Here is a 26,232-nt window from a genome sequence, read left to right on the forward strand (position 1 = left end):
CTCAGGCGGCGCGCTGCCGTCGATCGATCGACCGTGCCCACTGGGTGATGGGCCGGTCGAGGTAGCGAAAGATGGCTGCCGCGAGCGTGATCGAGAGCACGAGACAGACCGCGGACCAGGCGAGCCAACCCCGGATGTCGTAGCGATGACCGCTCATCCAGGTCTGGGTGACGGTCACCATGATCGGATACTGCACCAGGTAGAAGGCGAACGAGAGATCGCCGAGCCAGACCAGTGGACGGCTCGCGTTGAGGCCGCGGTATCCGGCCGTATCGCGGCAGCATGCGGTGGCGATGACGTACGCGGCGGGCAGGATGATCGGCACCGAAAGCTTGAAGTTCAACGGCACCACCCAGGTGAGCGCGTACCCGGCGGCCAACAGCAGCAAGGGGTGTCGGTATCGAGTCGCGGTGAAGCGGCCGACCATGACGAGTTTGGCCGTGAGCGCACCGATGTAGAACTCGAGCAGGCGGCTGGGCGGGAAGTTGTAGCTCAGCCAGTACGACGGTGTGACGGGGATGGCATCCTGGGCGAACCATACTGGCGCGGAATGTATCTCGTGCTCCGGTGTCACCTCGCCGGGCAGCAGGCGGGGCACGAAGATGTTCGTCACGCCTTTCGGTCCGTCCGCGAAAAGATAGAAGGCGCAGTGCAACGCGACGATCACCAGGAAGACCGCGATCAGGCAGGGCAGGATCTGGTTGTCGCGGAGCCGGTCGACGTACGGTGCGAGGACCGGAAAGGAAAGGTAGAACAGGACTTCCGCGACCAGCGACCACGAGGGCACATTGAGCCCGCCCAGTGCCGTCCAGCCGGGCACCCAGGTGTGGATCAGCAGGAGGTTCGGCAGCCAGACCACCGTTCTGGCGAGTGGCACCGGTGCCACGACGAGCAAGAGCACCAGCGCGAGGACATGTGTCGGATAGATCTTCAGAAACCTGCGGCGCAGAAAGGATTTGGCGCTGTCGCCCGGTCGGCGGTTCCAGCAGAGGATGAACCCCGACAGCACGAAGAAGAACGTCACGCCCGCCGCGCCGAGCTGCATCGGCAGCACCGCATGGATGCGCCGGAAGGTCTCGCTGTGCTGGAACGGATACGCGGGGAGGAAAACCACGGCGTGCAGCGCGAACACCGCCGACGCCGCCCACCAGCGCATGCCGGTGAGGGAGGGGAGCTGGGCGGGTCGTTGCGCGGCAAGGCCTACGGGCGCGCGGGTCTCTTCGATCGTCACGCCAGCCCGAGCATCTGCCGTATCCCCCCGGCGGTCGCGGCGTCACCGTGCCGGGAGGGATGCCCGGGGATGCCGAATAACTCGGCGCGGGGATCGCCGATTCCGTTGAGCCACGGCTCTGTTGCGCACATCCCGTGACCGCGATAGGCCGCCGCGGTATCGAAGTACTCGATGCCGAGCGCGGCCGCAGCACCCGCGGTGGCTGCGCGCAATGCCGCGAGATAGGCCGCGAGTCCTGCCGCCCGCGGTTGCGTCACCGTGCCGAGGCCGAACAGCCCGAGGCAGGCCGTTGTGCTGGTGGGCTCGAAGAATTCGGGGTAGCCGACCAGGGCGATACGCGCGTGCGGAGCGTAGTAGCGGACGTATTCGATGACCCGGGCGATGCGGGCGGCATAGTTCTCCGGAGTGATCCGGCTCAGGTCCGGTAGCCGGCCCTGTCCGGCGGCATCGGGCTCGCATCCCTCCAGCAGGTTGATCGCGCAGCGCAGCACCACGTTCAACGCGACGACGTCGTTGTCGCCCCAGATGTCGTTGAGCCCGAACTGAAGCAGGACGGCCTCGGTCCCGGTGCCGAAGGCCGCGGCATCGGCGGCTTTTCGCGCCTGCTGGGCGAGATTCCAGCCGGTGCCGGTATCGAGCGCGGCCCCGGCGCAGGACACGTCGACCATGGTCGCGCCGGTCGTCTGTGCCAGCTGATTGGGCCAGGACCGGGGGTTGCGGTCGCACTGGTTCGAGTGCTGGTCCGTCCCTATCGAATTCGAGGCGAACGAATCGCCGAGCACCACGATCCGTGCACCGCCGGGTGCCGGCGTGGCACTGGCGGTGGCGGCGTGCGCCATTGCGCACAGCGTCGCGGTGGCGGCGATGCAGAGGCGGGCAATCATCGAGTTCGGTTGCACTGGTTCCTCTCCTGCTCGTGGCGGGGCTGGAGTCAGTACCCGGGCCGCGGGGCGAAACCCGGGTTCGGAAGTTCCGGCGGTGCTTGCGGTTCCGGCGGTCGCGGTGCCTCGCTGACCGGTGGCCGGTACATCGGCGGCATGACCGTGCTCGGAACCGGGAAGGTAGTGGTAGGCGACGGTATCGGCACGGTGCTGGGCGGGTGCGGCACCTCGGTTGACGGCGCGGGGACCGAGGTCGGCGCACCACGGCTGGTGGTCGCGGCAGGGGTGGGTGCGGACGTGTCGCTCGAACAAGCCGTGAGCAGCCAGCTGCTCGCGAGCAGGGTGCCCGCCGTCAGAGCGGCGGCGATGCGGGGTGCGTTCATCGAGAGGTCCTTTCCGGCAGCGCGCCCATCCCCGAATGGGCTTTCGCGATTACCGAGTGTGGAGATTTGCCATTTAGCAATTGATAGGTGAAATTACCAGATATGTTACAACGGTGCCAGAAGGTAGCTGAAACAGAGTGACTTGCGTCACACTCGATGTAGTTACTGCTCAAATATGCGCCTTGAACTGCGAGGATTGTCGATCCTCACGGTCGTGAGCGATAGTTGCGAAGAGATCACGAGAACGCCGTAGATCTGATAATCTGCCTTATCATTTCATTCTGGTCGCCGACGATCCGCCGGTGACCGCGAGAAAATGAGGTACCCATGTGGCGCAACGTTGCTACCCATGAACCCCGCTCCGGCCGTCGACGCATGACCCTGGCCGCCCTGCTCTGCGTGGCCGTCCTGGCGTCGGCCCCGGCCCTCGGACACGCCGCACCCGCGCCGCGGGACGTGCCGATCGCGCCGTTGCCGGTACTGGTCCTGCCCCCGGAGTTGGACCCCTTCTACAAGGCACCGGCGAACGTCATCGCCGATACCCCGCCGGGCGGCATCATCAAGGCCAGGATGATCACGCCCGCTCTGCTGTCGCTTGTTCCGTTCAACATCGACGCGTGGCAATTGCTGTATCGCACCAACGACAGTCACGGAAATCCGATCGCGACGGTGACCACCGTCGTCAAGCCGCGTGGTCCCGCACCGGCGGAAGGCTTCAAGCTGCTGTCCTATCAGGTCGCCGAGGACTCCACGGCGCAGTACTGCGCGATGTCGTATGTGGTGCAACAGGGTTCGATACCCGTCGACTATGTGAACTCGGCGGAGGTGTCGCTGGCGATCGCCCTGGGGATCTCGCAGGGATGGGTGGTGTCGATCCCGGACTATCAGGGGCCGGGGTCCGCCTACGGCGCGGCGATTCTGGGTGGTCAGGCCACCCTCGACGGCATCAGGGCGACGCAGAACTTCATCCCCGCGCAGCTGACGCCGGACGCGCGGGTGGGGGTGATGGGCTACTCGGGTGGTTCGATCCCGACGGGCTGGGTCGCCGAGAACCACGGCGAATACGCCCCGGAGATCAATATCGTCGGCGTCACCATGGGCGGCGTCGCGATGGCCGACCTACGAGCGGTGCTGCGCTCCAACAACTTCAACCTAGGTGCGGGACTGATCGGGGCCGCGCTGCGGGGTTTCGCGACGGAATATCCGGAGGTGCAGCACGTGCTCGACACCAGGTACGACTGGTTCGGCCGCTTCATGACCTCCATCAAGGGAATGCTCTGTCACACACAGGGTTCCGCGTTCTTCCCGTGGTGGAACTATCTGGGGTCCTACACCGGCCCCGGTGACGTGCTGGACATCCCGGAGCTGAGCGCCGCCATCACCGCGCAGGAACTGGGCAAACGCGATCCGGATGTGCCGATGTACATCTATCAAGCCCAGAACGACGAGTTCATCCCGAGCCCGGGCGTAGATCGGTTGGTGGACAAGTACTGCCGCAATCCCGAGGTCTCTCTCGGCTACACCCGGGAGTTCTTCGCCGAACACGTCGTCGGTATCCCGGGCTGGCTGCCGAAGGGCTACCAGTTCATCATCGACCGGTTGAACGACGTTCCGGTGAACCCGGGTTGCGCGATCGACAGCCCGTTCTCCACGTTCACCGACGGTGATTTCATCGCGCTGCTCGCCGAGACGTGGCCCGCCATCGCCGGTTTGGTCACGGGCCTGCCCGTCGGCGCGGGCACCCACCCGTAAGGTACTCAGCTGTGCAGGGTTTGGCTGGGGTGCTGCCCGTAGACGCGCTTGTATTCGATCGCGAATCGGCCCGAATGGGTGAAGCCCCACTGGTACGCGACGGTGGTCACCGTGACCTGCTCGCCGGGGACCGCGGCGCGCAGTTGCTCGTGTGCCGCGGCCAGGCGTAGCCGGCGCAGCAGCGCCAGTGGCGTGGTGTCGAGGTGCTTGCGGAAGGCCAACTGCAGCGCGCGCACGGAGACGAACGCGGCCATCGCGATATCGGCGACGGCGATGTCCTCGGCGAGGTGCGTCTCGATGTAGGCGACGGCGCGTCGCACCACGTCCGGGTGGGCGTCGCGCCGGTCTGTCGCGGTCGGATCTGTGACGACCGTCGTGGGCAGCGTGTCCAGCACGGTCGCGGCCAGATAGTCGGTGAGCGTGGCCGCGACGAGCTTGCTCGGGGGAGCGGCGGAGTCCGCGGCGACCTCCTGCAAATGTTCGATCGCGCGATTCAGCCGACGGGCCGCCGCCGCACTGGTGGGCTTGTGGCCGGTGAACCGGACGGGCTTGCCGAGTGGACCGCACACCCGGGACAGCAGCGCCGGGTCGAACATCGTGATGCTGTAGCGGGCGGTGCGGATCGTCCCGCGGTACGGCAGGTCCGGCGGGGTCAGCAGGCCGACGTCGCCCGGGCGGAACACATCCGTGCCCACGTCGCGATAGGTTTCCTCGATCGCGCCGGTCTGCACCGCGCACAGGCACACCCGCTCCAGCGGATCGGCGTCGTAGCTCATGTCGAACCCGAGATCCAGCTGATCCAGGCTCACGGCGCCGAGCATGTCGCGCCGGATCTGCGCCGACGCGTCCTGGGGGCTGCCGTTGCCGATGCTCATGGTCGTGTAGGCGCTGTTCAGGAATTCCTCGATCGCGCTCAGGTTGTGGCTGTCGAAAGACAGAGTGCGCACGGTGCATCCTCCTTCCTGTATCGGCGTTGCCTGGGAACGAACACCGTGGTCGCGTCGAGGTGCCGCTCGTGTCGTGGGGCGGTACCCAGAAACCAACGGCTCAAACAGGGCGCGACCGCGCCGACCAGGACTCCGTCGGTGCGGTCGCGCCGGCCGGGGCGGACTAGGACTGGCTCGCGAGCGCGTGATGGTTGTAGCCGATGACCGGTTCGCGTAGGGCGTTCGCCGCCGCGGTGTGCAGGCAGGATTTGATGTGCCCGAGCACCGGTCCGCTGGTGTGAGCCAGCCCTTCGGCGTATCGGATCGCGGCGGGCAGGACGGCGTCGTCATCGGCGACGGCGTCGACCAAACCCGCGGCGAGCGCGTCGGGACCGTTGTAGCGCTGCCCGGAGACCAGCGCGTGGTGGGCCAGGTGCGCGGGCAACCGGGACTGCACCAGCTCCACCGAAGCCGGGGCGTAGTCGGCGCCGAGGGTCACGCCGGGGAAACAGAAGTAGCCGCGGTCGCTGCGCATGATGCGCCGATCGTGGGCGACGGCGAGGAAGGCGCCTGCGCCGAAAACGTGGCCGTTCACCGCGGCAACGGTCGGAATGGGCAGTGTGAGGATGCGGGCGAGCAGGCGTTGCAGATCGGTGAGATAGGCGTCGATCTCGTCGGGATGCTCCGCGGCCCAGGCCAGGTCGGCACCCGTCGAGTAGAACTTCCCGGTACCGGTGGTGACCAGGGCGGCGGGTCCGCCGGTGGTGGTGGCTTCATCGAGGATCGCGTCCAACGTCGCGATCCACTCGGGGTTGAATCTGTTCTCCGTGTCCCGTTCATCCCTGTTGCCCAGATGCGCGATGAACACCGGTCCTTCTCGTCGCAGATACGGCATCCGGGCAACATAGCGCCTCACCTCGTGCGCACGACGCTGACACACCACGCGATCGAATGACCAGGATGCGTGCGTTGCCGCAAACACGGTGCGAGTCGGGGATCGAGGTAGCCGCTCAGGCGCGGATCCGTTGCGGGACAATCATGTCGGCGGGCCGGGTGCACTGCGAATGTTGGTGACGGCCGTGCCACGGTGGCGGCGCACGCTGACCCGATCTGCACAGCGAGGAGAATCCGATGAATTTGCCCGCACCCACACCCGCCGCTCGCGCGGTCGTCACGGGGGCGTCCTCCGGTATCGGCGAAGCGCTCGCGGAAGGGTTGGCCCGGCAGGGCCATTCGCTGATCCTGGTGGCGCGGCGCGCGGATCGGCTGCGCGCCCTCGCCGACCGGCTGTCCGGCAGCTACCAGGTCGAGGCCGAGATCCGGGCCGTCGACCTGTCCGACCGGGACGCCCGCGCGAAACTGTGCACGGAACTGTCCGAACGCGAGATCACGGTGCTGTGCAACAACGCCGGATTCGCCACCTATGGTGAACTCGCGCAAGCCGATCCGGCCCGGGAGCGGCAGCAGGTGGAACTGAACTGCGTCGCGGTGCACGACCTCACGCTCGCCGTGCTACCCGGCATGGTGCGCCGGGACGCGGGCGCGATACTCCTCACCGGATCCACCGCGGGCAATCAGCCAGGGCCCGGCAACGCCACGTACGCAGCGGGCAAAGCCTTCGCCAACACCCTGGCCGAGTCGTTGCACGGTGAGCTGGCGGGCACCGGCGTGCGGTGCACACTGCTCGCGCCCGGCCCGGTGCGCACCGAGTACTCGGCGGTGGCCGAGGTGCCGAAGCTGGACAGTATGCTGCCCGCCCTGTGCTGGGTAAGTGCGGAACAGGCTGCCGCCGAGGCGCTTTCGGGTTTGGCCGAGGGCCGCCGCCGGGTCGTTCCAGGCGTCTTCGCGAAAGTGCAGACCATCGGCGGCCAATACACTCCGCGCGCGTTGATCAGCCCGATCGTGCGCGCGGTCTATCGCAGGTTGCAGTGACGTGAGTCCCGGCGATCACGCCCGGCGGTATGGAGCCGCTGGTGCTCGGTGACGGCGAGCAGGTTCACCTGGCCGGATTCAGCCGGATCTCGATATCGCCCGAGGACGGTTCCGGCGCGGGTTCGGTGGTGATCCGGACCTGCAGGGGGCGGCCCGTCTCCGCATCGACGAAGGTCAGCGGCGGGTGGCCGTCCTGCAGGTATTTGTCGCCCCACTGCACCAGCGACAGGAACACCGGCAGCATGTCCTCGCCCGACGCGGTCAGGCGGTACTCGTCGTGGATTCGTTTGCCGGGCTCTCGGTAGGGCACGCGGGCGACGATGCCCGCGCTTTCCAGCTGTTTGAGCGCCCGGGACACCGCCGGAGCGGAGGTGTCGATGCGGTGCACGAAATCCTCGAACCGCGTGGTGCCGTAGAAGCATTCGCGGATCACGAGAAACACCGTCCTGGTGCTGAGCAGGCGCAGGACGCGCTCGGCCGAACAGCCTGCGCCGATCGACCACGCGTCGCGGTCGCGCAACTTCGGTTCGAACTCCATCGCCACTCGGCCAGTATAACTAACGCTTGCGTTAGTCAGTGACGCTGTGCTTCCATCTAACTAACGGCATCGTTACTGAGATGGAGGTCGCATGGTTGCGATAGAAGGCAAGGTGGCTGTGGTGACCGGCGGTCGGCGCGGGCTCGGCGCCGCGCTGGTCGACGAACTGCTGGCGCGCGGGGCGCGCAAGGTGTACGCCACCGCCCGTTCGGCGTACTCGGATCAGCGTCCGGAGGTGGTCACCGCCGAGCTCGAGGTACGTTCCGCCGACTCGGTCGCGGCGCTGGCTGAGCTCGCGGCCGATGCCGAGATCGTGTTCAACAACGCCGGGATCTTGCTCCCCGCCGCGTTGTCGACAGGCGACTTCGACAGTGTCACCGAGACATTCGACGTCAACGTGTTCGGGGCGTTGCGCGTGGCGCGAGCGTTCGCGCCGATCCTGGCCGCGAACGGCGGTGGGGCACTGGTGAACATGCACTCGGTGCTGTCCTGGCTGGCGGGCAGCGGTGCGTACGGGGCGTCCAAGGCGGCGGCGTGGTCGGTCACCAATTCGTTGCGAGTCGAGTTGGCACGGCAGCGGACTCAGGTCGTCGGGGTGCACGCGGGCTTCATCGATACCGACATGGTCGCCGCCGTCGCGCAGCCCAAGGCCACGCCCGTCGAGATCGCCGGCCGGATTCTGGACGGCGTGGCGGCGGGGGATACCGAAGTGCTCGCCGACGCCGTCACCGTGGAGGTCAAGGCGGCGCTGTCCGGTCCGGTCGAGCGGTTGACCTTCGCGGTCGCCCGCTGAACTCAGCTAGGAGTACGAAAAGCCATGCCCCTGTGGACAATCCATCACACGCCCGGCGTCTTCGGCGCCGACGAGAAGCATCAGCTGGCCACGCGTATCGCCGATCACTACGAAAACGTCGGTCTGCCGAGGTTCTACGTCGTCACCGTCTTCCAGGAAATCCGTCCCGAGAACTTCTACGTCGGCGGCGAACCCACCCCGGCCGGTGTGCGCATCGTCATCGACCACATCGCCCGCCGCAACCCCGACCAGGAGAGCCGCCGCCGCACCGCCCGCTGGATCAAGGCCATCCTGCACCCCCACCTGACCCGGCACCCCAACCTGCACTGGGAGTTCCACGCCGACGAAACCAGCGAAGACCTCTGGATGATCAACGGCCTGGTCCCCCCACCCGGCGGCTCCGACACCGAAAAGCTCTGGGCCGAAAAGAATTCAGCAGTCCCATACTGAGCTGATCACTGGGCCCCTGCCCTGCAAAGCCTTTCGCCGGTGTCGACGCGGTCCGACCTCTAACGCCGGGTACCGTTCGTCTACGAACTACAGGCCGTGAGGGGGAGGGGTGAACGGTGACGCAGGAAGTCGGTGGGCGGCATTTCAGACCGCCGGAGGACTCGCAGAAGATCAGTAAGGAAGAGCTCGCCAGAATAAAGGCGAGGTTCGCCGAGTTCGATCGAAAGGCAGGCCGCCGGCACGGTTACTATCACGACGAAGATGTGCTTCCGCCTGGCGCGGGGGCACTGTCAGGGCTGCCTCGCCGGGTGTACGGCGACCGGTCGGTGCAGCCGTGGCCGGGCAGTGCGGACGAGCGCGCGGCGTCGGCGGCGCGCGCGGCGGCCGAACGCAAGCATCAGGACCAGATTCGAATCGCGTTGCAGTGGGCCGATATACCGGCAGCGCTACGGGCCGGATACGACGAAAACGGAGTTCGGGAGCTGGCGCGGAAGAACGCGTCGTCGCTGTCGGATCTCGATGACCTGACCGAGTATCTCAATGCCGCAAGGCTTCCGGCGCGACCCGGCGTGGCCTGGGATCGGCAGGCGGTGCGGGAGGTCATCGGCCTGTTGTGGCCGCAGGAGCGCGGGAGCGGATGGCCGCGCACGGAGTTGGGCACCTATCCCGGGTATTTGGGTCCGTTACGGGACAAGCCTGGTTTCATCACGCAATTCTCGGTGACGGCCGCACAACGCGCCCAGTTCCGTTGCCTGCGTTGCGGTGCGCGGTGGCCCGCCGGCTGGCCGGATACCGGCGACGGATTCCAGGACGCACGTTGCCCGGACTGTGCGGTCCCGGGCGGCGGCAGTTGTGCCCGCGACACCGAGCACAGCATCATCGACCTGCATTGGCTGATGGACCGTTACGCGCCGCGGGCAGTGCGGCCGTGCGCCGTGTGTGGTACGCCGCGTGAGCTGGTCCCGCGCGGCTACAGCGGTCCGGAGCGAGTGCTGTACTGGACATGTCCGAACGGCGACGCTCTACGTCGTGACGAGCACTTCCTGACGGCACTCGAACGCGCGGAATGGGAATCGACGGCCGCCCATCACGCCTACTGGCTGGCCGTCGACATGCTCCGGTTGGCGTACTACAGCGGCGAGGTCACGCACCTGCCGATCGGTGCCACCTACGACACCCGTGACGGCAGTGGTGAACGGTGGGTCTTCGGGCCGAACGGTTGGGAACGGTCTACCGGTTGATTTATGACTGACTGGTCATTCATAATAGGCCTGTGCCTAAGAGAGTTGATCGGGTTGCGCGGCAGGAGGAGATCCTCGAGGCCGCGGTTCGGGTGTTCGCCAGTAAAGGGTTCGCGGCGGCGCGGATCGAGGATGTCGCGGCGGCGGCGGGTATCGCGAAGGGCAGTGTGTATCTGTACTTCGACAGCCGGGATGCGTTGCTGTCCGGCGTTTTCGAGAGTTACTCGGCGCGGGCCGCGACGGTGCTCGGCGACCTCGGCGAGGGGAGTGGGCTGACGCGGTTGACGCGTCTGGTGCGCGGCATCGTGGACCTGCTCGCCGCGCATCCGGATCACGCACGTGTGCTCCTGGACGTGTGGGCCTCGAATCCGCCGCTCGATCTGGCCGCCATGTATCGCGAATACCGGGACGCCGTAGCCGATCTCCTCGCGCAGGCGCGGGCCGACGGCGAGCTCCGCGACGGCATCGACACCCGGCATGCCGCGGTGATCGTCGGCGCCATCGAAGGCTGCCTCGTGCAGACGCTCGCCGACCCGCAGGTCTCGCTGCGCGATCTGGCCGACCCGCTCGTGCAGCTCTGTGTGGAAGGAATCCGGAAATGACCACGCTCACCGATCGATTGATCGCACCGAACGCGACCCACGGCGAGATCACCACCGCTTTCGCGGCGGCATTCGCCGGTGCGGCAACAGCTTTCGCGCTGAGCCTGCACGCCGACCTGGCGGTGTGGCGAGCCGCGATCGTCGCACTGGTGGCCTTCGACATGTTCGGCGGCGCCGTCGTCAACGCGACGAATTCGGCGAAACGCTGGTATCACCGGCCTGGCCGGACCGCCGCCCACCATCTCGGCTTCGTCGCGATCCACCTGCAGCCGTTCATCTTGGCGGCGGTGGTGCCGGGGTTCACCTGGACGAGCGCGCTGGTCATCTACGCGCTCGCGATGATCGGCGCGGTCGCGGTGACGATCTCGCCGGACGAACTGCGTCGTCCGGTCGCGTTCGGGGTCACGGCCTTCGCGATCGTCGGCGTGACCAGTGTGCTCACGGTGCCGCACGCGCTGGCCTGGTTCGCCCCGGTGCTGCTGATCAAGCTGCTGCTCGCGCATCTGCTGCCCGAAGGCGCCCGGTGAGATCGCCGCGCGCACGGGTGCCACGGTAGGCTTCCCGGTCTGCGGTCGGTGCGGCGCTCATCCCACCGCCCCGTAATTTCTCGATCAGCTTCTCGTAATCTCGGATTGCCGTCCGGTCGGCACGCTTCTACGGTCATTACATGGCCGACTCGCCATCAGCAGAGGTGACGGCGACCGGTGGTCGCGTAACTGCACGCGCATTCAGGTGAGTCCGCTGTACCGGCATGGTCTGCGCGGACGGGATGTGAGGGATTCGAGTGGCACCGCAGCAGTGTTCAGGACTCGACGGGGCGGGGCCGGGCGCACTTCGGTTACGGATGTTGGGGCCGGTCGAGGTCTGGCTGGGCGACAAGCAGCTCGACCTCGCCGCCCCGCAGTTGCTGGCCGTCCTGGCCATGCTCGCGGCCGAGCCCGGCCGCACTCTCTCGACGACGCAACTGGTCGCGCGCCTGTGGTCGGCGCGCCCGCCCAAGACCGCGGGCAGTGTGCTGCGCAATCATGTGCTCGCCCTGCGCAGGCAGTTCGACACGCACGGGCACCCGGGTGCGGGGACCGAGTGGCTCGATTCGACCCGAGGCGGCTACCGGCTGGGGGTGCCGGTGGAGTTCGACGTCATCGCGGTCGAGGACTTGATCGCGGCCGCGGAAGCCGATCGGCGGGCGGGTGCGGCCGACGACGCGAACGCCAAGCTGGCCGCGGCCCAGGAGCTGTGGCGCGGCGATCCGCTGATCGGACTGCCCGGCCCCTGGGCCGAAGGTGAGCGGACGCGGCTGGAGCGGTTGCGCCTGGCGATGTACGAAGTCGGGGTCTCGGTGGCGCTGGATCTCGGCCGGTACGCGACCGCCGTCGCGGAGTCGGAGGCGCTGATCGCGGCCGATCCGCACTGTGAGCGGTGGCACGAACTGCTGATGATCGCGCTGCACCGCAGCGGCAGGCGGGTCGAGGCCCTGGAGGTCTACCGGACCGCACGCCGGCTGCTCGCCGATGAACTCGGCTTGGAACCCGGGCCGGAGCTGGTGCGCCTGCATCAGCAGATCCTGTCGGCCGAGTCGATGGACACCGAGCCCGCCTACGAACCGCCGTCTGCGCCGAAGAGTTTCGATCTCCCGCGCGTCCCGGCGCAGTTGCCGCCGGATATCGCCGACTTCGTCGGGCGCGCGGAGCTGGCCCGGGAGTTGGGCGGACTGCTCGACGCGGACTGCGCCGGCCGCCCCGTGATCGCGATCACCGGCCTCGGTGGTGTCGGAAAGACCACGCTGGCAGTGCATCTCGCGCATCGCGCGCGCAAACACTATCCGGACGGCGTGCTGTATCTCGATCTCGGTGGCATGGATGAACATCCGCGCTCGGCCGAGGTGCTGCTGGCGGTCGCGTTGCGCGCGTTCGGCATCGAGTCCGGCGAGCTGCCGACGGAGCTGGCCGGGCGCACCGCGCTGTGGCGCGACACCGTGGCAGACAAGCGGGCACTGCTGGTGCTGGACAACGCGCGCGACGTCGAGCATCTCACCCCGCTGCTGCCCGGCCCCGGCGCGGCGGCGGTACTGGTGACCAGCCGTTCGAGCCTGGTGGAATTGTTCGGCGCGCGGCTGGTTCCGCTGGACGTGCTCACCCCGGACGAATCGCTGACGCTGTTGGAGCGCATGGCTTCGGTACGGCGGGTATCGGACGAGCCGGACGCCGCCCGCGAAATCCTGCACGCGTGCGGGCATCTGCCGGTCTCGCTGCGGATCGTCGGCGCGCGACTGGCGAGCAGACCGAACTGGCGGCTCGCCGCGGTCGCCGAGCGGCTGGCCGACGAGCGGGGCAGGCTCGCCGAACTCGCGGTCGGCAACACCAGCGTGGAACACGTGTTCCGGGACAGTTACCGGCAACTCACGCCTGAGCTGGCGCGCGTGTTCGTCCTGGTCTCGTTCTCCGACGCGCCCGACCTGTCGGTCGCCGCGATCGCCGCGCTGATCGATCGGGAGCGGGCCGAGGCCGAGCGGCTCTGCGAAGCACTGGTCGATCTGGGCATGTTGCAGACGCCGGAATGGGGTCGCTACCGCTATCACGACCTGTTGCGGCTGTTCGCCCGCGGCGTGGCCGATCAGTCGCAGCAGCAGGAATGGCCGCTCGCCCTGCGCAGGCTGCTCGACTTCTATCTGGCGAGCGCGAAAAACATTGTGGAACTTCGCGATCCGGGTGTCGGCACGGAGTATTACGCCGTCACCGAGCAGGGCGGGCAGCGCTTCACCGACGAACGGCAGTGTGCCGTATGGGCGATGACCGAGCGATCCGGCCTGGTCGCGCTCTATCGGCAGGTCATCGAACTGCCGGACGCGCAGACCCGCACGCTCGCAGTCGATCTCGCGCTGTCGCTGGCCGTCGGCGGCGACGCGGGCGAACATCTGCCGCAGGTGGCCGAGGCGCTCGAGCTGATGAGTCATGCCGCGGAGAACGACGGCGACCTGCGCACCATGGCGCGCGCCCAGCTGGCCGCGGCCGTCGCCCGGTTGGTCGGCATGGGCGATCTGAGCGCCGGGCACATCCTGCGCCAAGCCGGTGCGATGCTGCGCGAGGCAGGCGATCGGCCCGGCGCCATCCTCGCCGAACAGATGCTCGGCACGGCCATGGCCTACCAGGAAAAAGTGGACGTGGCCGTGGAGCACTTCCGGCGGGCCATCGAATTGGGCCGCCAGGACGGCAATCAGTGGAGCGAGGGGATGGGCTGGGCGACCCTGGCCCGGGCCTACTGCGATGCGCGGCGCTGGCCGGAAGCCGTCGAAGCCGCGGGCAAAGCCCTGTTCCTCGCGCGCATGGTGGGAAGCCTGCGGCTCGAATCAATGGCGTTGCACGAGTTGGGTTTCGCGACGTTGCAGCGGGGTGATCCGGAGGAAGGGCGGGAACTGTGCGAGCGGGCGCTGGCGGTGGCCCGCCGCGACGGCCGCCGGCATCAGGAGGGTTGGGCGCTGGCCCGGCTCGCCGAGGTGACCCTCTACAGCGGTGACGCCGAAGCCGCGGTCCCGATCGCGGCGGAGGCCGTGCGGGCGCTCACCGAGGTCTCCGCTACCGTGCGCCGCCTGCGGGCCATGCGGGTGTACAGCCGCGCGCTCACCGCCGCCGGGCGTGGCGACGAAGCCGAGCCGATCATGCGCAAAGTCGCGCAGTCGCGCCGCCACATCGGCTTGCCCGTGCCGGGGCGTCCGGCCGAGAACCCGGCGCCCGCCACGCTCACCGCCAGCTGAGCTCTCGGCGCTTCAACAGAGATCATCTGGGTATCGGACCAGCATGAGCCTCGCGTTGAAGCGGACGGTGGGCACACCCCTGCTGTATTTCTTCATACTCGGCGACACCCTCGGTGCCGGCGTCTATGTCCTGGTCGGTTCGGTGGCGGGGGAGACCGGCGGCGCGGTGTGGCTGCCCCTGCTGCTCGCGCTCGGGCTCGCCACCCTGACCGCGGCGTCCTACGCCGAATTGGCGACCCGGTATCCGCGGGCGGGCGGGTCCGCGCACTACGTCACCACGGCATTCGGGCCCGCGGCCGGGTCGTTCGTCGGATTCTGCATGCTGGCAGCCGGACTGGTCTCGGTGGGCGCGCTGGCCCGGGCCTTCGCCGGGGACTACCTGCAGGCGCTGATCTCGTTGCCCGCGGCGGCGGTCGTGGTGGTCTTCCTCGCCGTCCTCGCCGCGCTCAACATTCGCGGGATCAAAGAGTCCCTGCGTGCCAATGTCGCAGCGACGGTGATCGAATTGGGTGGGCTGGTCCTGATCATCGGGCTCGGCGCTTGGATCATCGCGCGCGGCGACGCCGACCTGCACCGCGTCACCGAGGTCGGCACCGCCGAGCACGGGCCGTTCGGGGCGGTGCTCGCCGGGACCGTGCTCGCGTTCTACTCGTTCGTCGGATTCGAGACGTCGGTCAATCTGGCCGAAGAGATCGAGAACCCGCGGCGCTCGTATCCGCGGGCGCTGTTCGGCGCGCTGCTCACCGCGGGGGTGGTCTATCTGCTGATCGGCTTCGTGGCCAGTGCCGGCGTGCCCACCGGGCTACTGAGCGAGTCCAGTGGTCCGCTGCTCGAGGTGGTGCGGGCGGCCGGGGATCTGCCGGATTGGTTGTTCAGTTCGATCGCGCTGGTCGCGGTGGCGAACGGGGCGCTGCTCACCGGCATCATGTCGTCCCGGCTGACCTACGGCATGGCGCGTGACGGCTTGCTGCCGCCGATCCTCGCCCGGGTGCTGCCGGGGCGGCGGACGCCGTGGGTGGCGATCCTGGCGACCTCCGCGGTTGCCCTGGTGCTCGCCTCGACCGGCGAAGTCGATTCGCTCGCCGCCACTTTGGTGTTGTTGCTGCTCGTCGTGTTCGCCGCCGTCAACGCCGCGGTGCTGGTGCTGCGCCGCACCTCGGGCGGCGAACCGGACCACTTCCGGGTGCCGGTGTTCATCCCGTGGCTGGGCCTGGCGTCGTGCCTGTTGCTGTGCACCCGGATCGAAGGTGCGGTCTGGTTGCGGGGACTGATCCTGGTCGCCCTCGGCGTCGCGCTCGCCGCGATCAACGCGGTCCGCGCCCGCAACGGCGGCGAACTACGGACCAGAGAGTCCGCCGACGCTGAACCGGACGAACGTTTTGTGCGTGCTGATGAGGGGAAGGCGTAGGGAGCCACCGAATTCGGCGCGGCGCACCCGTGCTCACATGCGTTCGTGGACGGTGAGCAGCAGATGGTCGAAGCGGGTACGGAGTTCGACCATCGGGCCGTCGAGGGTGGTGAGTTCGGAGAGCAACTGGGTGGCCAGGACGCGGAGTTCGACACCGGTCTCCTGGGAGCGCCAGACGAGCACCCGGAGAGCTTGCTCGGCGCTGATCCCGTAGACCAGCCGCAGCGCGCCTTTGGCCTGTTCGATGGCGGCGCGGGCGGTGTACAGCTCGGGCAGGGCACCGTCGAGGGTTTGCCTGCGATCCTCGGCGAGGGTGTCGGTGATATCGACGTAATAGCCGGAGGTACCGACCACCTTCGCCTTGTCGTCGTACATGTCGTCACCGACCACCAGCACGTGGCGCACCCGTCCTCTGGTGTCGATGATCCGGTGTCTGCTGCAGAACGGTTCACCGGTTTCGACGGTGCGCGCGATGGTGTTCGCGACCTGTTCCCGATCGTCCGGATGTTTGTGGGAGAGCAGCAGTTCGGTGGTCGGCTGGACCGCACCCGGAGCGTAGCCGTGGATCTGCGCGACCTCGTCGGACCATTCCCAGCGCTCGCCGGCCCGCCAGAACCGGAAGGTGCCCGCGTTCTGCCACGCGCCCGCGCCGAGGACCTCCTCGATCGGATGGACCGGTTCGGTTCCGGAACCGAGCAGTGGTGTCGCCGCGCCCTCGCTGCCGCCGCCCCGCGTGATATCCGGCATATCGACAGGCTGATCCACGAACTGCCCCTTCCCACCTCGACCGATTTCGTTGCTGTGTGGTCGGCTGGCGGGGTCTGGGGCAGCGCGTTCCGAGCGACAAGATTACCGCGCGCCCCCGACAGCTCGTCGGCGAGGCGCGCCGGGATTTCAGCCGCTGCGCGCGACGGTCAGCTGGTCGGGGACGAACGCCTCGGGGATCGGCCGGCGCACCGGTCGCTGCGTCACGAGGCGAAAGCCCGCCGCCACGATCAGTTCCCGCATCTCGGCAGGTGGCGGGAAGTAGGCGACACCTTGGATCGCTGTGGGTTGCAGCAGCGGCGCGAACCGGCTGCGCGGGTTGATCACGACGATCGCGAGTAGCCCACCGGGGGAGAGGATCCGGTGGAACTCGGCCAGTGCGCCGGGCTGGTCGAAGAAGTGGAAGGCGTGGGTGGAGACGACGGCGTCGACCGAGCCCGCGGGCAGTCCGAGGTCTTCGGCCCGGCGGTTGACCCAGTTCACCTGTCCGGAGCGGGCTTTCGCCTGCCGCAGCATGCCGGGGGAGGCGTCGCAGCCGTAGATCACCTCGGGGTGCAACTCCTGCTGGATGCGGGCGGCGAGAATCCCGGTGCCGCAGCCGACATCGGCGATCCGGCGGATATTCGCCCGGCGCAACTGGTCGATGATCTCGTCCTGCGGCGGCCGATACCCGAACCGCTGCGCGAGCGGATTGTTGTAGATCGCGGCGAGCCGGTTCCAGCCGGAGGTCACCAGTCGGTGGTAGGCGCGGGCCGGTGGCGTGGTGGCTGACATCGTTGTCCCCTTCGGCGCGGTGGCAGGGCTTGAGTCTAGAGTGTCTGAGACAATTTGCCCAGTCTCAGGTCACCGGGCTTTTCGAGGTGGCACTCAGCGGTTTGGCGATGTCCTCCAGCGAGCGCCCTTCCGCGCGTACGCCATAGGCCAGCTCGACCAGGCCCGCGGCGAACATCGTGGCCGCGCCGATGGCGAAGGCCAGCGCGGTCTTGCCCGGGTCGCCCTCGGCGGACAACTTCGAGAACACCAGCGGCCCGGCCACACCACCCGCGAAGGTGCCGATCGCGTAGAAGAACGCGATGGCCATCGCGCGGGTCTCCATCGGGAAGATCTCGCTCACCGTCAGATACGCCGCGCTCGCCCCGCAGGAGGCGACGAAGAGCACCACGGTCCAGCACGCGGTCAAGGTCACCGCGGAGAGCTGGCCCGCCGCGAAAAGCCATGCGGTGCCGAACAACAGCACCGCCGAGCCGATGTAGCAGCCCGCGATCATCGGCTTGCGGCCGACGGTGTCGAAGAACCGCCCCAGCAGCAACGGCCCGAGGAAATTGCCGAAGCAGATCACCGCGAAGTAGTAGCCGACCCGATCGTCGGGCACGTCGAACGACTTCGCCAGGATGAGCGCGTAATTGAAGGTGATGGCGTTGTACAGGAACGCCTGCCCGACGAACAGGGCGAGCCCGAGCGCGCTGCGGCGCGGATAGTGCCGCACCATCACCGCCGCGATCTCGCGGAAGCTGATGGTGCGCCGCTGGTGGATCTCGATCCGTTGCTCCGACACGTCTTCCAGTTCGTCACCGGTATCGGTGCGGACCTGTTTCTCGATATCGGCGACGATCCGTTCGGCGCCGTCCTCGCGCTCGTGGATGAACATCCAGCGCGGGCTCTCCGGCACGTGCCGGCGCACCACGAGAATGACCAGGCCGAACACCGCGCCCAGCGCAAAGGTCAAGCGCCAGCCGATATTCGGCGCGAACCAATCGGTGTTCAGCGCGACGATGGACAGCAGCGCGCCGCCCACCGCGCCGAGCCAATAGGTCCCGTTGATCACGATGTCGATGCGGCCGCGGTACTTTCGCGGGATCAGCTCATCGATCGCGGAGTTGATGGCCGCGTACTCGCCGCCGATCCCGAACCCGGTGAAGAACCGGAAGAGGATGAACCACCACATCGAGAACGAGACGGCGGTCAGCGCCGTCGCGATCAAGTACACCGCGAGGGTGATCAGGAAGAGCTTCTTGCGGCCGAATCTGTCGGTGAGCCAACCGAAGAACAGCGCCCCGGTGCACGCGCCGGTGACGTACATCGCGGCCGCCACACCGGAAACCTGTGCGGCGGTGATGTCTATCCCGCTGCCCGGCTCGGACAATCTGCTCGCCACGCTACCGACGACGGTGACCTCGAGGCCGTCCAGGATCCAGACCGACCCCAGCCCGATCACCACCATCCAGTGCCAGCGCGACCACGGCAATCGATCCAGGCGCGCCGGGATATCGGTCGATATCGTCCGCACAGGCCACCACCTCCCGGTTACTGACCGACGGTTACCCGGGGCCGCAACGGATAATCAGCGGTCCCCTGCGGCGCCTGCCGACCGGGGCGTCACCCGGAGTTCGCGGCCGCGACCAGCGCCGCACGGGCCGCCCGGACCGCCGGGTGGTTACCGGTGCCGCGCCGATACGCCAGGTGGGTGCGCCGCCGAGCCGGCAGCGGGGTCAGCGTGACCTCGGCCGGGCAGTCCAGCGCGCCGAGTTCGGGCACCAGCGCGACCCCCTGCCCGGCCGCGACGAGCGCGAGCACGGTGCCGAAATCGTCGGCGTGATGGCGGATCCGCGGCGTGAATCCCGCTGCCTGGCAAGCTCGGACGGTCATCGTGTAGCACAGCGTGTCGGGAATCCCTGCGATCCAAGCGGTTTCGCGGTACGCGACGAGTGGTTCGGCGGTGGGCGCGGCCAGATAGATCGTCTCTTCCAGCAGCGGCTCGGTGTCGAGCGCGGGGTCGGGTTCGACCGGCACGTAGTCGTATTCCTGCACCAGCGCGACGTCGAGCGCTTCCGCGCGCAACGCGGCGGGCGCGGTCGCCGGATCGATCTCGGTGACCATCAGTTCCAGGCCGGGATGATCCCGGCTCAGCGTGACGAGCGCCGGAGAGAGAATGGTGCGAATGGCGGTGGGAAAGGCGCCGATCCGCAGCGTCCCGGCGAGTTCGGTACGCGCCGTGGCCATGTCGGCGGCGGCCTGTTCGAGCACCGCGAGGATGGTTTCGGCGTGCTCGACCAGCGTGCGCGCCGCCGGGGTGAGCGTCACCCGCCGCCCGGTCCGTTCGAGCAGCGGCACGCCCGCTTCGCGTTCCAGCGCCGTGAGTTGCTGCGAGACCGCCGAAGGTGTGTAGGCCAGTGCCTCGGCGACCGCCGCGATGGTCTCCCGATGCGAGAGCTCGCGCAGCAGCCGCAATTTGCGAATATCGAGCATCAGGTCAGCTTATGCTCGAATGTAGAAATGTGAACTGGACCTGACGCTTTGTGGCCGTCACCCTCATAACCATGACGCTCGCAGGCCTTTTCGTCCCCCTTGTCACGCCGTTCACGGCAGAGAACGCCCTGGCCGCCGAAGCGCTGGCCGGACTGGCCCACTCGGCGCTCGCCGAGGGCGCGACCGGCCTGGTCGCGCTCGGCACCACCGCCGAAGCGGCGACGTTGACGCCGGCCGAACGCGCCCGGGTGATCGACGTCTGCGCGAGCGTGTGCCGGGAACACAACGCGCCGTTGATCGTCGGCGCCGGCTCCAACTCGACGGCCGACTCCGCCGATGCGCTGGCCGCGCTGTCGGGGCAGATCGCCGCCGCGCTCACCGTCGTCCCGTACTACACCCGGCCCACCGAGGCCGGGGTGCTCGCGCACTTCCGGGCGCTGGCCGGGGGCAGCCCGGTGCCGCTGGTGGTCTACAACATTCCGTATCGCACCGGTCGCACGCTGTGCGCGGAAACCCTGCTCGATATCGCGGCGCATCCGAACATCGTCGGCGTCAAACACGCCGTGGGCAGTATCGATGAGGCCACCGTCGCGCTGATGGGCGCACGCCCCGCGGACTTCGCCGTGCTGGCGGGCGACGACCTGTTCGTCTCGCCGCTGCTGGCGCTCGGCGCCGAGGGCGGCATCCTGGCCTCCGGCATCGTGGCCACCGCGCCGTTCACCGCGCTCATCGCGGCCTGGCGCGACGGCCGGATCGAGCAGGCGCGTGCGCTCGGGCATCGGCTGGCCGCGCTGTCGGCCACCCTCTTCGCCGAGCCCAACCCCACCGTGATCAAGGCCGTTCTCGCGGCTCAAGGCCGCATTCCGAGCCCGGCCGTGCGGCTGCCGCTGCTGCCCGCCGGTGAGGTCACGACCGCGGCCGCCCTGGCCGAGATCGAATTTTTCTCACGAATGGCAGGACAATTTGCTGGTGTAGCGACTGAAGAAGTGCAACGCTGAAGCGGTGACACAACCTCCGGATACGCAGGCGACGACGCCTGATCCGACCGCCGACAAACTCGACGCGGCGGTCTTCAAGGTGGCGGGCGTCGTGGTACTCGGCGCGATCATGTCGATTCTCGACATCACCGTCGTCAACATCGCGTTGCCCACCTTCCAGGACACTTTCGACACGAGCTACGCCATCGCGGCGTGGACCGTGACCGGCTACACCCTCGCACTGGCCACGGTCATTCCGCTCACCGGCTGGGCCGCGGACCGCTTCGGTACCAAGCGCCTGTACATGGCGGCGCTCGCCTTCTTCGTGCTCGGGTCGGTGCTCTGCGCGCTGGCCTGGAACATCCAGTCGCTCATCGCCTTCCGCGTGGTCCAGGGCATCGGCGGCGGCATGCTGATGCCGCTCGGCATGACGATCATGACGCACGCGGCCGGTCCGCAGCGGGTCGGCCGCGTGATGGCGGTGCTCGGTGTGCCGATGCTGCTCGGCCCGATCTGCGGCCCCATCCTCGGCGGCTGGCTGATCGAATTCCATTGGCAGTGGATCTTCTTGATCAATCTGCCGATCGGCATCGTCGCGCTGATCCTGGCGCAGGTGGTGTTCCCCGCGGACAAGCCGGAGCCGGCCGAGTCGTTCGACTTCGTCGGCATGCTGCTCGCCTCACCGGGTCTGGCATTGTTCCTGTTCGGCGTCTCGTCGATCCCCGGCGAGGGCACGGTGCTCGCGACCAAGGTGCTGCTGCCCGCCATCATCGGCTTGATCCTGTTGGTGGCGTTCGTCTTCCACGCACTGCGCACCGAGCACCCGTTGATCGATCTGCATCTGTTCCGCAACCGGGCGCTGACCTTCTCGGTGCTCACCATGGTGCTGTTCGCGATCGCCTTCTTCGGCGGCAGCCTGCTGCTGTCGGCCTACCTGCAACAGGTGCGCGGTGAATCGGCGTTGCAGACCGGATTGTTGCTGGTGCCACAGGGTTTGGGCGCGATGCTCACCATGCCGGTGGCGGGCAAGCTGGTCGACAAGATCGGCCCGGGCAAGATCGTGCTGGTCGGCATCGCGTTGATCGCGGTCAGCACCGCGTTCTTCGTGCAGCTGAAGGTGGACACGTCGTATCCGATGATGCTGGCCGCCCTGTTCGTGATGGGTCTCGGCATGGGCTGCACCATGATGCCGATCATGACCGCGGCGATCCAGACGCTGACCCACCAGCAGGTCGCCCGCGGTTCGACCCTGATGAACATCATCAACCAGACCGGCGGTTCGATCGGCACCGCGACCATCTCGGTGGTGCTGACCGCGCTGCTGAACGATCGGGAGTTCGCGCTGCCCGCGATCGCCGCGACCACCAAGCCCGAACTGGCGAGTCAGCTGCCGCCGGGCGTGCTGGCGGCCGGATTGGACCAGGCCGCAACGGCATTCAGCCACACCTACATCGTGGCGCTGGTGCTGATCGTGCTCACCCTGGTACCGGCCTTCTTCCTGCCGCGGACCAAGCCGAAGAATCCGGATGTGGTCGACGCGGTGGCCACGGTGCACGTATAGCCGTCCGGGCCGAGATCGTCACCGGTGGTGACGATCTCGGCCCGGTTATGCCGATCAGCTGGGCAGGTCGTCCACCGTGGCCTCGTTCCTGGACAGGTTGATGCCCAGGTTCGCGGCCGCGCGCTCCAGGTCCTCGTCGTCGCCGTCACGCATCTCGATCGCGAGGCCTTCCGCGGAGAGGACTTCGACGTTGAGGCACAGCGACTGGAGTTCCTTGAGGAGCACCTTGAACGACTCCGGAATGCCCGGCTCCGGAATGTTCTCGCCCTTGACGATCGCCTCGTAGACCTTCACGCGACCCACGATGTCGTCGGACTTGATGGTGAGCAGTTCCTGCAGCGTGTAAGCCGCGCCGTAGGCCTGCATCGCCCAGCACTCCATTTCACCGAAGCGCTGGCCACCGAACTGGGCCTTACCGCCGAGCGGCTGCTGGGTGATCATCGAGTACGGACCGGTCGAACGGGCGTGGATCTTGTCGTCGACCAGGTGGTGCAGCTTCAGGATGTACATGTAGCCGACCGCCACCGGGTACGGGAACGGTTCACCCGAACGCCCGTCGAACAGCGTCGCTTTCCCGTCCGCGCCCACCAGCACGTCGCCGTCCCGATTGGGCAGCGTCGACCCGAGCAGCCCGGCAAGTTCGGCATCCTGGGCGCCGTCGAAGACCGGCGTCGCGATATTGCTGTTCGGCGGCGCGGACCGCAGTGCTTCGGGCAGCGCCGCGGCCCACTCCGGTGCACCCTGAATCTCCCAGCCGGCCTTGCCGATCCACCCGAGGTGGGTTTCCAGGATCTGGCCGATGTTCATACGACGCGGCACGCCGTGGGTGTTGAGGATGATGTCGACCGGGGTGCCGTCGGGCAGGAAGGGCATGTCCTCGGTGGGCAGGATCTTGCCGATGACACCCTTGTTGCCGTGGCGACCGGCGAGCTTGTCACCGTCCTGGATCTTGCGCTTCTGCGCGACGTAGACGCGCACCAGCTCGTTCACACCGGGAGGCAGGTCGTCGTCGTCCTCGCGGGAGAACACCCGGATACCGATGACCTTGCCGGACTCACCGTGGGGCACCTTGAGCGAGGTGTCACGCACCTCACGGGCCTTCTCCCCGAAGATCGCGCGCAGCAACCGCTCTTCCGGGGTCAGCTCGGTCTCGCCCTTCGGGGTGACCTTGCCGACCAGGATGTCACCGTCACGGACCTCCGCGCCGATGCGCACGATGCCGCGCTCGTCGAGGTCGGCCAGGACCTCGTCGGAGACGTTGGGGATATCGCGGGTGATCTCCTCGGCACCGAGTTTGGTGTCGCGGGCATCGATCTCGTGCTCTTCGATATGGATCGAGGTCAGCACGTCCTCTTCCACGAGGCGCTGCGACAGGATGATCGCGTCCTCGTAGTTGTGGCCCTCCCACGGCATGATCGCCACGAGCAGGTTCTTGCCCAGCGCCATCTCACCGTTCTCGGTGCACGGACCATCGGCGAGCACCTGACCGGTCTCGACCCGCTGCCCCTCGTCCACGATCGGCCGCTGGTTGTAGCAGTTGCCTTGATTCGAGCGCGCGAACTTGCGTAACCGGTAGCTGCGCCGGGTGCCGTCATCGGCCATGACGGTGATGTAGTCGGCCGAAACCTCTTCCACCACACCGGCTTTGTCATTGAGGACCAGGTCGCCGGCGTCGATGGATGCGCGCAATTCCATGCCGGTGCCGACGATCGGGGCCTCGGAACGGATCAGCGGCACGGCCTGACGCTGCATGTTCGCACCCATCAGGGCGCGGTTGGCGTCGTCGTGTTCCAGGAAGGGAATCATCGCCGAGGCGACCGAAACCATCTGGCGCGGTGAGACATCCATGAAGTCGACCGCCGACGGGGCGACGTATTCCACCTCCTCGCCGAAACGCCGTGCCAGCACCTTGCTTTCGGACAGGCGCCGGTCGGCGTCGACCGGCGAGTTGGCCTGCGCGCGCACGTAGCGCTCTTCTTCGTCGGCGGTGAGGTAGACGATCTCGTCGGTGACCTGCCCGCCGGCCACCCGGCGGTACGGCGTCTCGATGAAGCCGAACGGATTGACCCGCGCGTACACCGAAAGGTAGCCGATCAGACCGATACTCGGGCCTTCCGGCGTTTCGATCGGGCACATCCGGCCGTAGTGGCTGAAGTGGATGTCGCGCACCTCGAGGCTGGCGCGTTCCCTGGTCAGGCCGCCGGGGCCGAGGGCGGACAGGCGGCGCTTGTGCGTGAGCCCGGCGAGCGGGTTGTCCTGCATCATGAACTGCGAGAGCTGCGAGGTGCCGAAGAACTCCTTGATCGACGCGCTCACCGGGCGGATGTTGATCAGGGTCTGCGGCGTGATCGCCTCGACGTCCTGGGTGGTCATCCGCTCGCGGACCACCCGCTCCATCCGGGACAGGCCGATGCGGATCTGGTTCTGGATCAGCTCGCCGACGGTACGGACGCGACGGTTGCCGAAGTGATCGATATCGTCGAGTTCGACCGGGATCTCGGCACCGCCGGGCCCCGTCATCGTCTTGTCGCCGGCGTGCAGGTGTGCCAGGTACTCGATGGTCGCGATCAGGTCTGTCTCGGTGAGCGTGGTCGTGGTGCTGTCGGTGATGCCGAGTTTCTTGTTGGTCTTGTAGCGACCCACGCGCGCGAGGTCGTAGCGCTTCTCCTTGAAGAGCAGATTCTCCAGCAGGTTCTGCGCGGACTCCTTGGTCGGCGGCTCACCTGGACGCAGCTTGCGATGGATGTCCAGCAGCGCCTCGTCGGCGCCGCTCGTGTGGTCTTTCGCCAGGGTCGACAGCATGACCTCGGAGAAGCCGAACCGCTCGGCGATCTGTTCCGGACTCCAGCCGAGCGCCTTGAGCAGTACCGTCACCGGCTGGCGGCGCTTGCGGTCGATGCGGACGCCGACGGTGTCGCGCTTGTCGATGTCGAACTCCAGCCACGCGCCACGCGACGGGATGACGCGCACGCTGTACAGATTCTTATCGGTGGTCTTGTCCACCGAGTGATCGAAATAAACTCCGGGCGAGCGGGTCAGCTGTGAGACGACGACGCGCTCGGTGCCGTTGATGATGAACGTGCCCTTGTCGGTCATCATCGGGAAATCACCCATGAAGACCGTCTGGCTCTTGATCTCGCCGGTATTGTTGTTGATGAACTCCGCGGTGACGAACAGCGGCGCCGCGTAGGTCATGTCCTTGTCTTTGCACTCGTCGATCGAGGCCTTGACCTCTTCGAACCGAGGATCGGAGAAAGACAGCGACATCGAGCCGGCGAAATCCTCGACCGGGGACAGTTCCGCGAGGATTTCCTCGAGTCCACCGACCGGGTCGGTTTCGCCGCGGGCGAGCGCCCTGGCGCGCCAGTCCGGTGTGCCGATCAGCCAGCCGAACGAATCGGTTTGCAGGTCGAGCAGCTTCGGCACATCGATGGGTTCTTGCACTCTGGCGAAAGACAGCCGGTGCGGTGCTCCGGGGATAGCGGCAACGGCCACGGCGTGATCGGCGTCGGTCTGGGGCGATACGGGCACGGTGCGTCCTTTCGGGACTTCGCTGCTGACGAATTGCACGTGCGCGCCTGCGGACAGAGCTCACGCATCAGCAAGAAAGTGAGCATCACGGCAAACGGTGATACTCACTGCTGTTTGATTCGAGAGTCCGGACAGGAGGCGGCCTGCGCAACGCTTCAAATTACTCGCAGATTTCCGGCAGCGCAATAGGCATTCGAATTTATTTGCTCGGATCGAATCCGTTTCGAATGTTCCCGCATTTATAGAATAACTCTACGGCCATTG

The 26,232-nt window shown here is 67.5% G+C and carries 22 protein-coding genes; 11 read left to right on the forward strand and 11 right to left on the reverse strand.

Features of this window, described 5'->3' with window-relative positions; all coding sequences use genetic code 11:
* Window position 1: 1 nt before the first annotated feature.
* The 3 genes from O3I_RS16195 to O3I_RS16205 are packed head-to-tail and all read right to left on the reverse strand — an operon-like array spanning window position 2 to window position 2,495.
* Window positions 2-1,231 (reverse strand): acyltransferase family protein, encoded by a 1,230-nt coding sequence (locus O3I_RS16195; protein WP_014984017.1) that lies wholly within the window; start codon window positions 1,229-1,231, stop codon window positions 2-4.
* Window positions 1,228-2,130 (reverse strand): SGNH/GDSL hydrolase family protein, encoded by a 903-nt coding sequence (locus tag O3I_RS16200; protein WP_014984018.1) that lies wholly within the window; start codon window positions 2,128-2,130, stop codon window positions 1,228-1,230. The genes O3I_RS16195 and O3I_RS16200 overlap by 4 nt, the downstream gene beginning before the upstream one ends.
* Window positions 2,131-2,162: 32 nt before the next feature.
* Window positions 2,163-2,495, reverse strand: coding sequence for a hypothetical protein (locus tag O3I_RS16205; RefSeq protein WP_041562651.1), 333 nt, complete (start codon window positions 2,493-2,495; stop codon window positions 2,163-2,165).
* 375 nt (window positions 2,496-2,870) lie between these two features.
* Here O3I_RS16205 and O3I_RS16210 point away from each other — a divergent pair, with 375 nt between their 5' ends.
* The gene (locus O3I_RS16210) at window positions 2,871-4,247 is read left to right on the forward strand and encodes a lipase family protein (RefSeq protein WP_014984020.1); all 1,377 of its coding nucleotides are present in this window, start codon (window positions 2,871-2,873) and stop codon (window positions 4,245-4,247) included.
* 5 nt (window positions 4,248-4,252) lie between these two features.
* Here the strand turns inward: O3I_RS16210 and O3I_RS16215 are convergent, their stop codons facing one another.
* On the reverse strand, window positions 4,253-5,194 hold the full coding sequence (locus O3I_RS16215; protein WP_014984021.1) for a helix-turn-helix domain-containing protein: 942 nt from the start codon (window positions 5,192-5,194) through the stop codon (window positions 4,253-4,255).
* 163 nt (window positions 5,195-5,357) lie between these two features.
* Entirely contained in the window at window positions 5,358-6,068 is a 711-nt protein-coding gene (locus O3I_RS16220; RefSeq protein WP_014984022.1) for an enoyl-CoA hydratase/isomerase family protein, read from the reverse strand.
* Between the two features lie 236 nt (window positions 6,069-6,304).
* Between O3I_RS16220 and O3I_RS16225 the strand changes: the two genes are divergently transcribed.
* The gene (locus tag O3I_RS16225; protein ID WP_014984023.1) at window positions 6,305-7,105 is read left to right on the forward strand and encodes an SDR family NAD(P)-dependent oxidoreductase; all 801 of its coding nucleotides are present in this window, start codon (window positions 6,305-6,307) and stop codon (window positions 7,103-7,105) included.
* A 64-nt stretch (window positions 7,106-7,169) separates the two neighbouring features.
* Here O3I_RS16225 and O3I_RS16230 read toward each other — a convergent pair whose 3' ends face one another.
* Window positions 7,170-7,643: a winged helix-turn-helix transcriptional regulator gene (locus tag O3I_RS16230; RefSeq protein ID WP_014984024.1), complete on the reverse strand. Its 474-nt coding sequence runs from the start codon at window positions 7,641-7,643 to the stop codon at window positions 7,170-7,172.
* Window positions 7,644-7,734: 91 nt separating this feature from the next.
* Here O3I_RS16230 and O3I_RS16235 point away from each other — a divergent pair, with 91 nt between their 5' ends.
* From O3I_RS16235 to O3I_RS16265, 7 genes are all read left to right on the forward strand, one after another.
* Window positions 7,735-8,436, forward strand: a complete 702-nt coding sequence (locus tag O3I_RS16235; RefSeq protein WP_014984025.1) for an SDR family oxidoreductase — start codon at window positions 7,735-7,737, stop codon at window positions 8,434-8,436.
* A 24-nt stretch (window positions 8,437-8,460) separates the two neighbouring features.
* Window positions 8,461-8,886, forward strand: a complete 426-nt coding sequence (locus O3I_RS16240) for a tautomerase family protein (RefSeq protein WP_014984026.1) — start codon at window positions 8,461-8,463, stop codon at window positions 8,884-8,886.
* Window positions 8,887-9,194: 308 nt separating this feature from the next.
* The gene (locus tag O3I_RS16245) at window positions 9,195-10,127 is read left to right on the forward strand and encodes a hypothetical protein (RefSeq protein ID WP_014984027.1); all 933 of its coding nucleotides are present in this window, start codon (window positions 9,195-9,197) and stop codon (window positions 10,125-10,127) included.
* A gap of 32 nt (window positions 10,128-10,159) precedes the next feature.
* A complete protein-coding gene (locus O3I_RS16250) occupies window positions 10,160-10,729 on the forward strand; it encodes a TetR/AcrR family transcriptional regulator (RefSeq protein WP_041562652.1) in 570 nt (189 codons plus the stop codon).
* Entirely contained in the window at window positions 10,726-11,256 is a 531-nt protein-coding gene (locus O3I_RS16255) for a hypothetical protein (RefSeq protein WP_014984029.1), read from the forward strand. Before O3I_RS16250 ends, O3I_RS16255 begins: the two co-directional genes overlap by 4 nt.
* 317 nt (window positions 11,257-11,573) lie before the next feature.
* The gene (locus O3I_RS16260; protein ID WP_014984030.1) at window positions 11,574-14,480 is read left to right on the forward strand and encodes an AfsR/SARP family transcriptional regulator; all 2,907 of its coding nucleotides are present in this window, start codon (window positions 11,574-11,576) and stop codon (window positions 14,478-14,480) included.
* Between the two features lie 43 nt (window positions 14,481-14,523).
* Window positions 14,524-15,888, forward strand: a complete 1,365-nt coding sequence (locus O3I_RS16265; protein ID WP_014984031.1) for an APC family permease — start codon at window positions 14,524-14,526, stop codon at window positions 15,886-15,888.
* A 33-nt stretch (window positions 15,889-15,921) separates the two neighbouring features.
* Here the strand turns inward: O3I_RS16265 and O3I_RS16270 are convergent, their stop codons facing one another.
* The 4 genes from O3I_RS16270 to O3I_RS16285 form a co-directional block, all read right to left on the reverse strand.
* On the reverse strand, window positions 15,922-16,653 hold the full coding sequence (locus O3I_RS16270; protein WP_014984032.1) for a PAS and ANTAR domain-containing protein: 732 nt from the start codon (window positions 16,651-16,653) through the stop codon (window positions 15,922-15,924).
* Between the two features lie 129 nt (window positions 16,654-16,782).
* Complete coding sequence (locus O3I_RS16275) at window positions 16,783-17,427, reverse strand: class I SAM-dependent methyltransferase (RefSeq protein WP_014984033.1); 645 nt, start codon at window positions 17,425-17,427, stop codon at window positions 16,783-16,785.
* Between the two features lie 64 nt (window positions 17,428-17,491).
* Entirely contained in the window at window positions 17,492-18,940 is a 1,449-nt protein-coding gene (locus O3I_RS16280) for an MFS transporter (RefSeq protein ID WP_014984034.1), read from the reverse strand.
* 89 nt (window positions 18,941-19,029) lie between these two features.
* Window positions 19,030-19,899 (reverse strand): LysR family transcriptional regulator, encoded by an 870-nt coding sequence (locus O3I_RS16285; protein ID WP_014984035.1) that lies wholly within the window; start codon window positions 19,897-19,899, stop codon window positions 19,030-19,032.
* A 71-nt stretch (window positions 19,900-19,970) separates the two neighbouring features.
* On the opposite strand from O3I_RS16285, the gene dapA reads away from it, so the two are divergent.
* Entirely contained in the window at window positions 19,971-20,897 is a 927-nt protein-coding gene (dapA, locus tag O3I_RS16290; protein WP_041563892.1) for a 4-hydroxy-tetrahydrodipicolinate synthase, read from the forward strand.
* Between the two features lie 4 nt (window positions 20,898-20,901).
* Window positions 20,902-22,437 carry a DHA2 family efflux MFS transporter permease subunit gene (locus tag O3I_RS16295; protein ID WP_014984037.1) on the forward strand — a complete coding sequence of 512 codons (1,536 nt, stop codon included), beginning with the start codon at window positions 20,902-20,904 and terminating at the stop codon, window positions 22,435-22,437.
* Between the two features lie 54 nt (window positions 22,438-22,491).
* Here the strand turns inward: O3I_RS16295 and O3I_RS16300 are convergent, their stop codons facing one another.
* Complete coding sequence (locus tag O3I_RS16300; RefSeq protein WP_086006280.1) at window positions 22,492-25,968, reverse strand: DNA-directed RNA polymerase subunit beta; 3,477 nt, start codon at window positions 25,966-25,968, stop codon at window positions 22,492-22,494.
* Window positions 25,969-26,232 lie beyond the last annotated feature (264 nt).

This window comes from Nocardia brasiliensis ATCC 700358, assembly GCF_000250675.2.
Taxonomy (GTDB): domain Bacteria; phylum Actinomycetota; class Actinomycetes; order Mycobacteriales; family Mycobacteriaceae; genus Nocardia; species Nocardia brasiliensis_B.

Excerpts from the sequence above, each read along its gene's own strand:
- O3I_RS16205 (WP_041562651.1), bottom strand. The coding sequence starts at position 2,495 with ATGAACGCACCCCGCATCGCCGCCGCTCTGACGGCGGGCACCCTGCTC.
- O3I_RS16210 (WP_014984020.1), top strand. The coding sequence starts at position 2,871 with ATGACCCTGGCCGCCCTGCTCTGCGTGGCCGTCCTGGCGTCGGCCCCG.
- O3I_RS16220 (WP_014984022.1), bottom strand. The coding sequence starts at position 6,068 with ATGCCGTATCTGCGACGAGAAGGACCGGTGTTCATCGCGCATCTGGGC.
- O3I_RS16225 (WP_014984023.1), top strand. The coding sequence starts at position 6,305 with ATGAATTTGCCCGCACCCACACCCGCCGCTCGCGCGGTCGTCACGGGG.
- O3I_RS16230 (WP_014984024.1), bottom strand. The coding sequence starts at position 7,643 with ATGGAGTTCGAACCGAAGTTGCGCGACCGCGACGCGTGGTCGATCGGC.
- O3I_RS16235 (WP_014984025.1), top strand. The coding sequence starts at position 7,735 with ATGGTTGCGATAGAAGGCAAGGTGGCTGTGGTGACCGGCGGTCGGCGC.
- O3I_RS16240 (WP_014984026.1), top strand. The coding sequence starts at position 8,461 with ATGCCCCTGTGGACAATCCATCACACGCCCGGCGTCTTCGGCGCCGAC.
- O3I_RS16255 (WP_014984029.1), top strand. The coding sequence starts at position 10,726 with ATGACCACGCTCACCGATCGATTGATCGCACCGAACGCGACCCACGGC.
- O3I_RS16260 (WP_014984030.1), top strand. The coding sequence starts at position 11,574 with ATGTTGGGGCCGGTCGAGGTCTGGCTGGGCGACAAGCAGCTCGACCTC.
- O3I_RS16265 (WP_014984031.1), top strand. The coding sequence starts at position 14,524 with ATGAGCCTCGCGTTGAAGCGGACGGTGGGCACACCCCTGCTGTATTTC.
- O3I_RS16275 (WP_014984033.1), bottom strand. The coding sequence starts at position 17,427 with ATGTCAGCCACCACGCCACCGGCCCGCGCCTACCACCGACTGGTGACC.
- O3I_RS16285 (WP_014984035.1), bottom strand. The coding sequence starts at position 19,899 with ATGCTCGATATTCGCAAATTGCGGCTGCTGCGCGAGCTCTCGCATCGG.
- dapA (WP_041563892.1), top strand. The coding sequence starts at position 19,971 with ATGACGCTCGCAGGCCTTTTCGTCCCCCTTGTCACGCCGTTCACGGCA.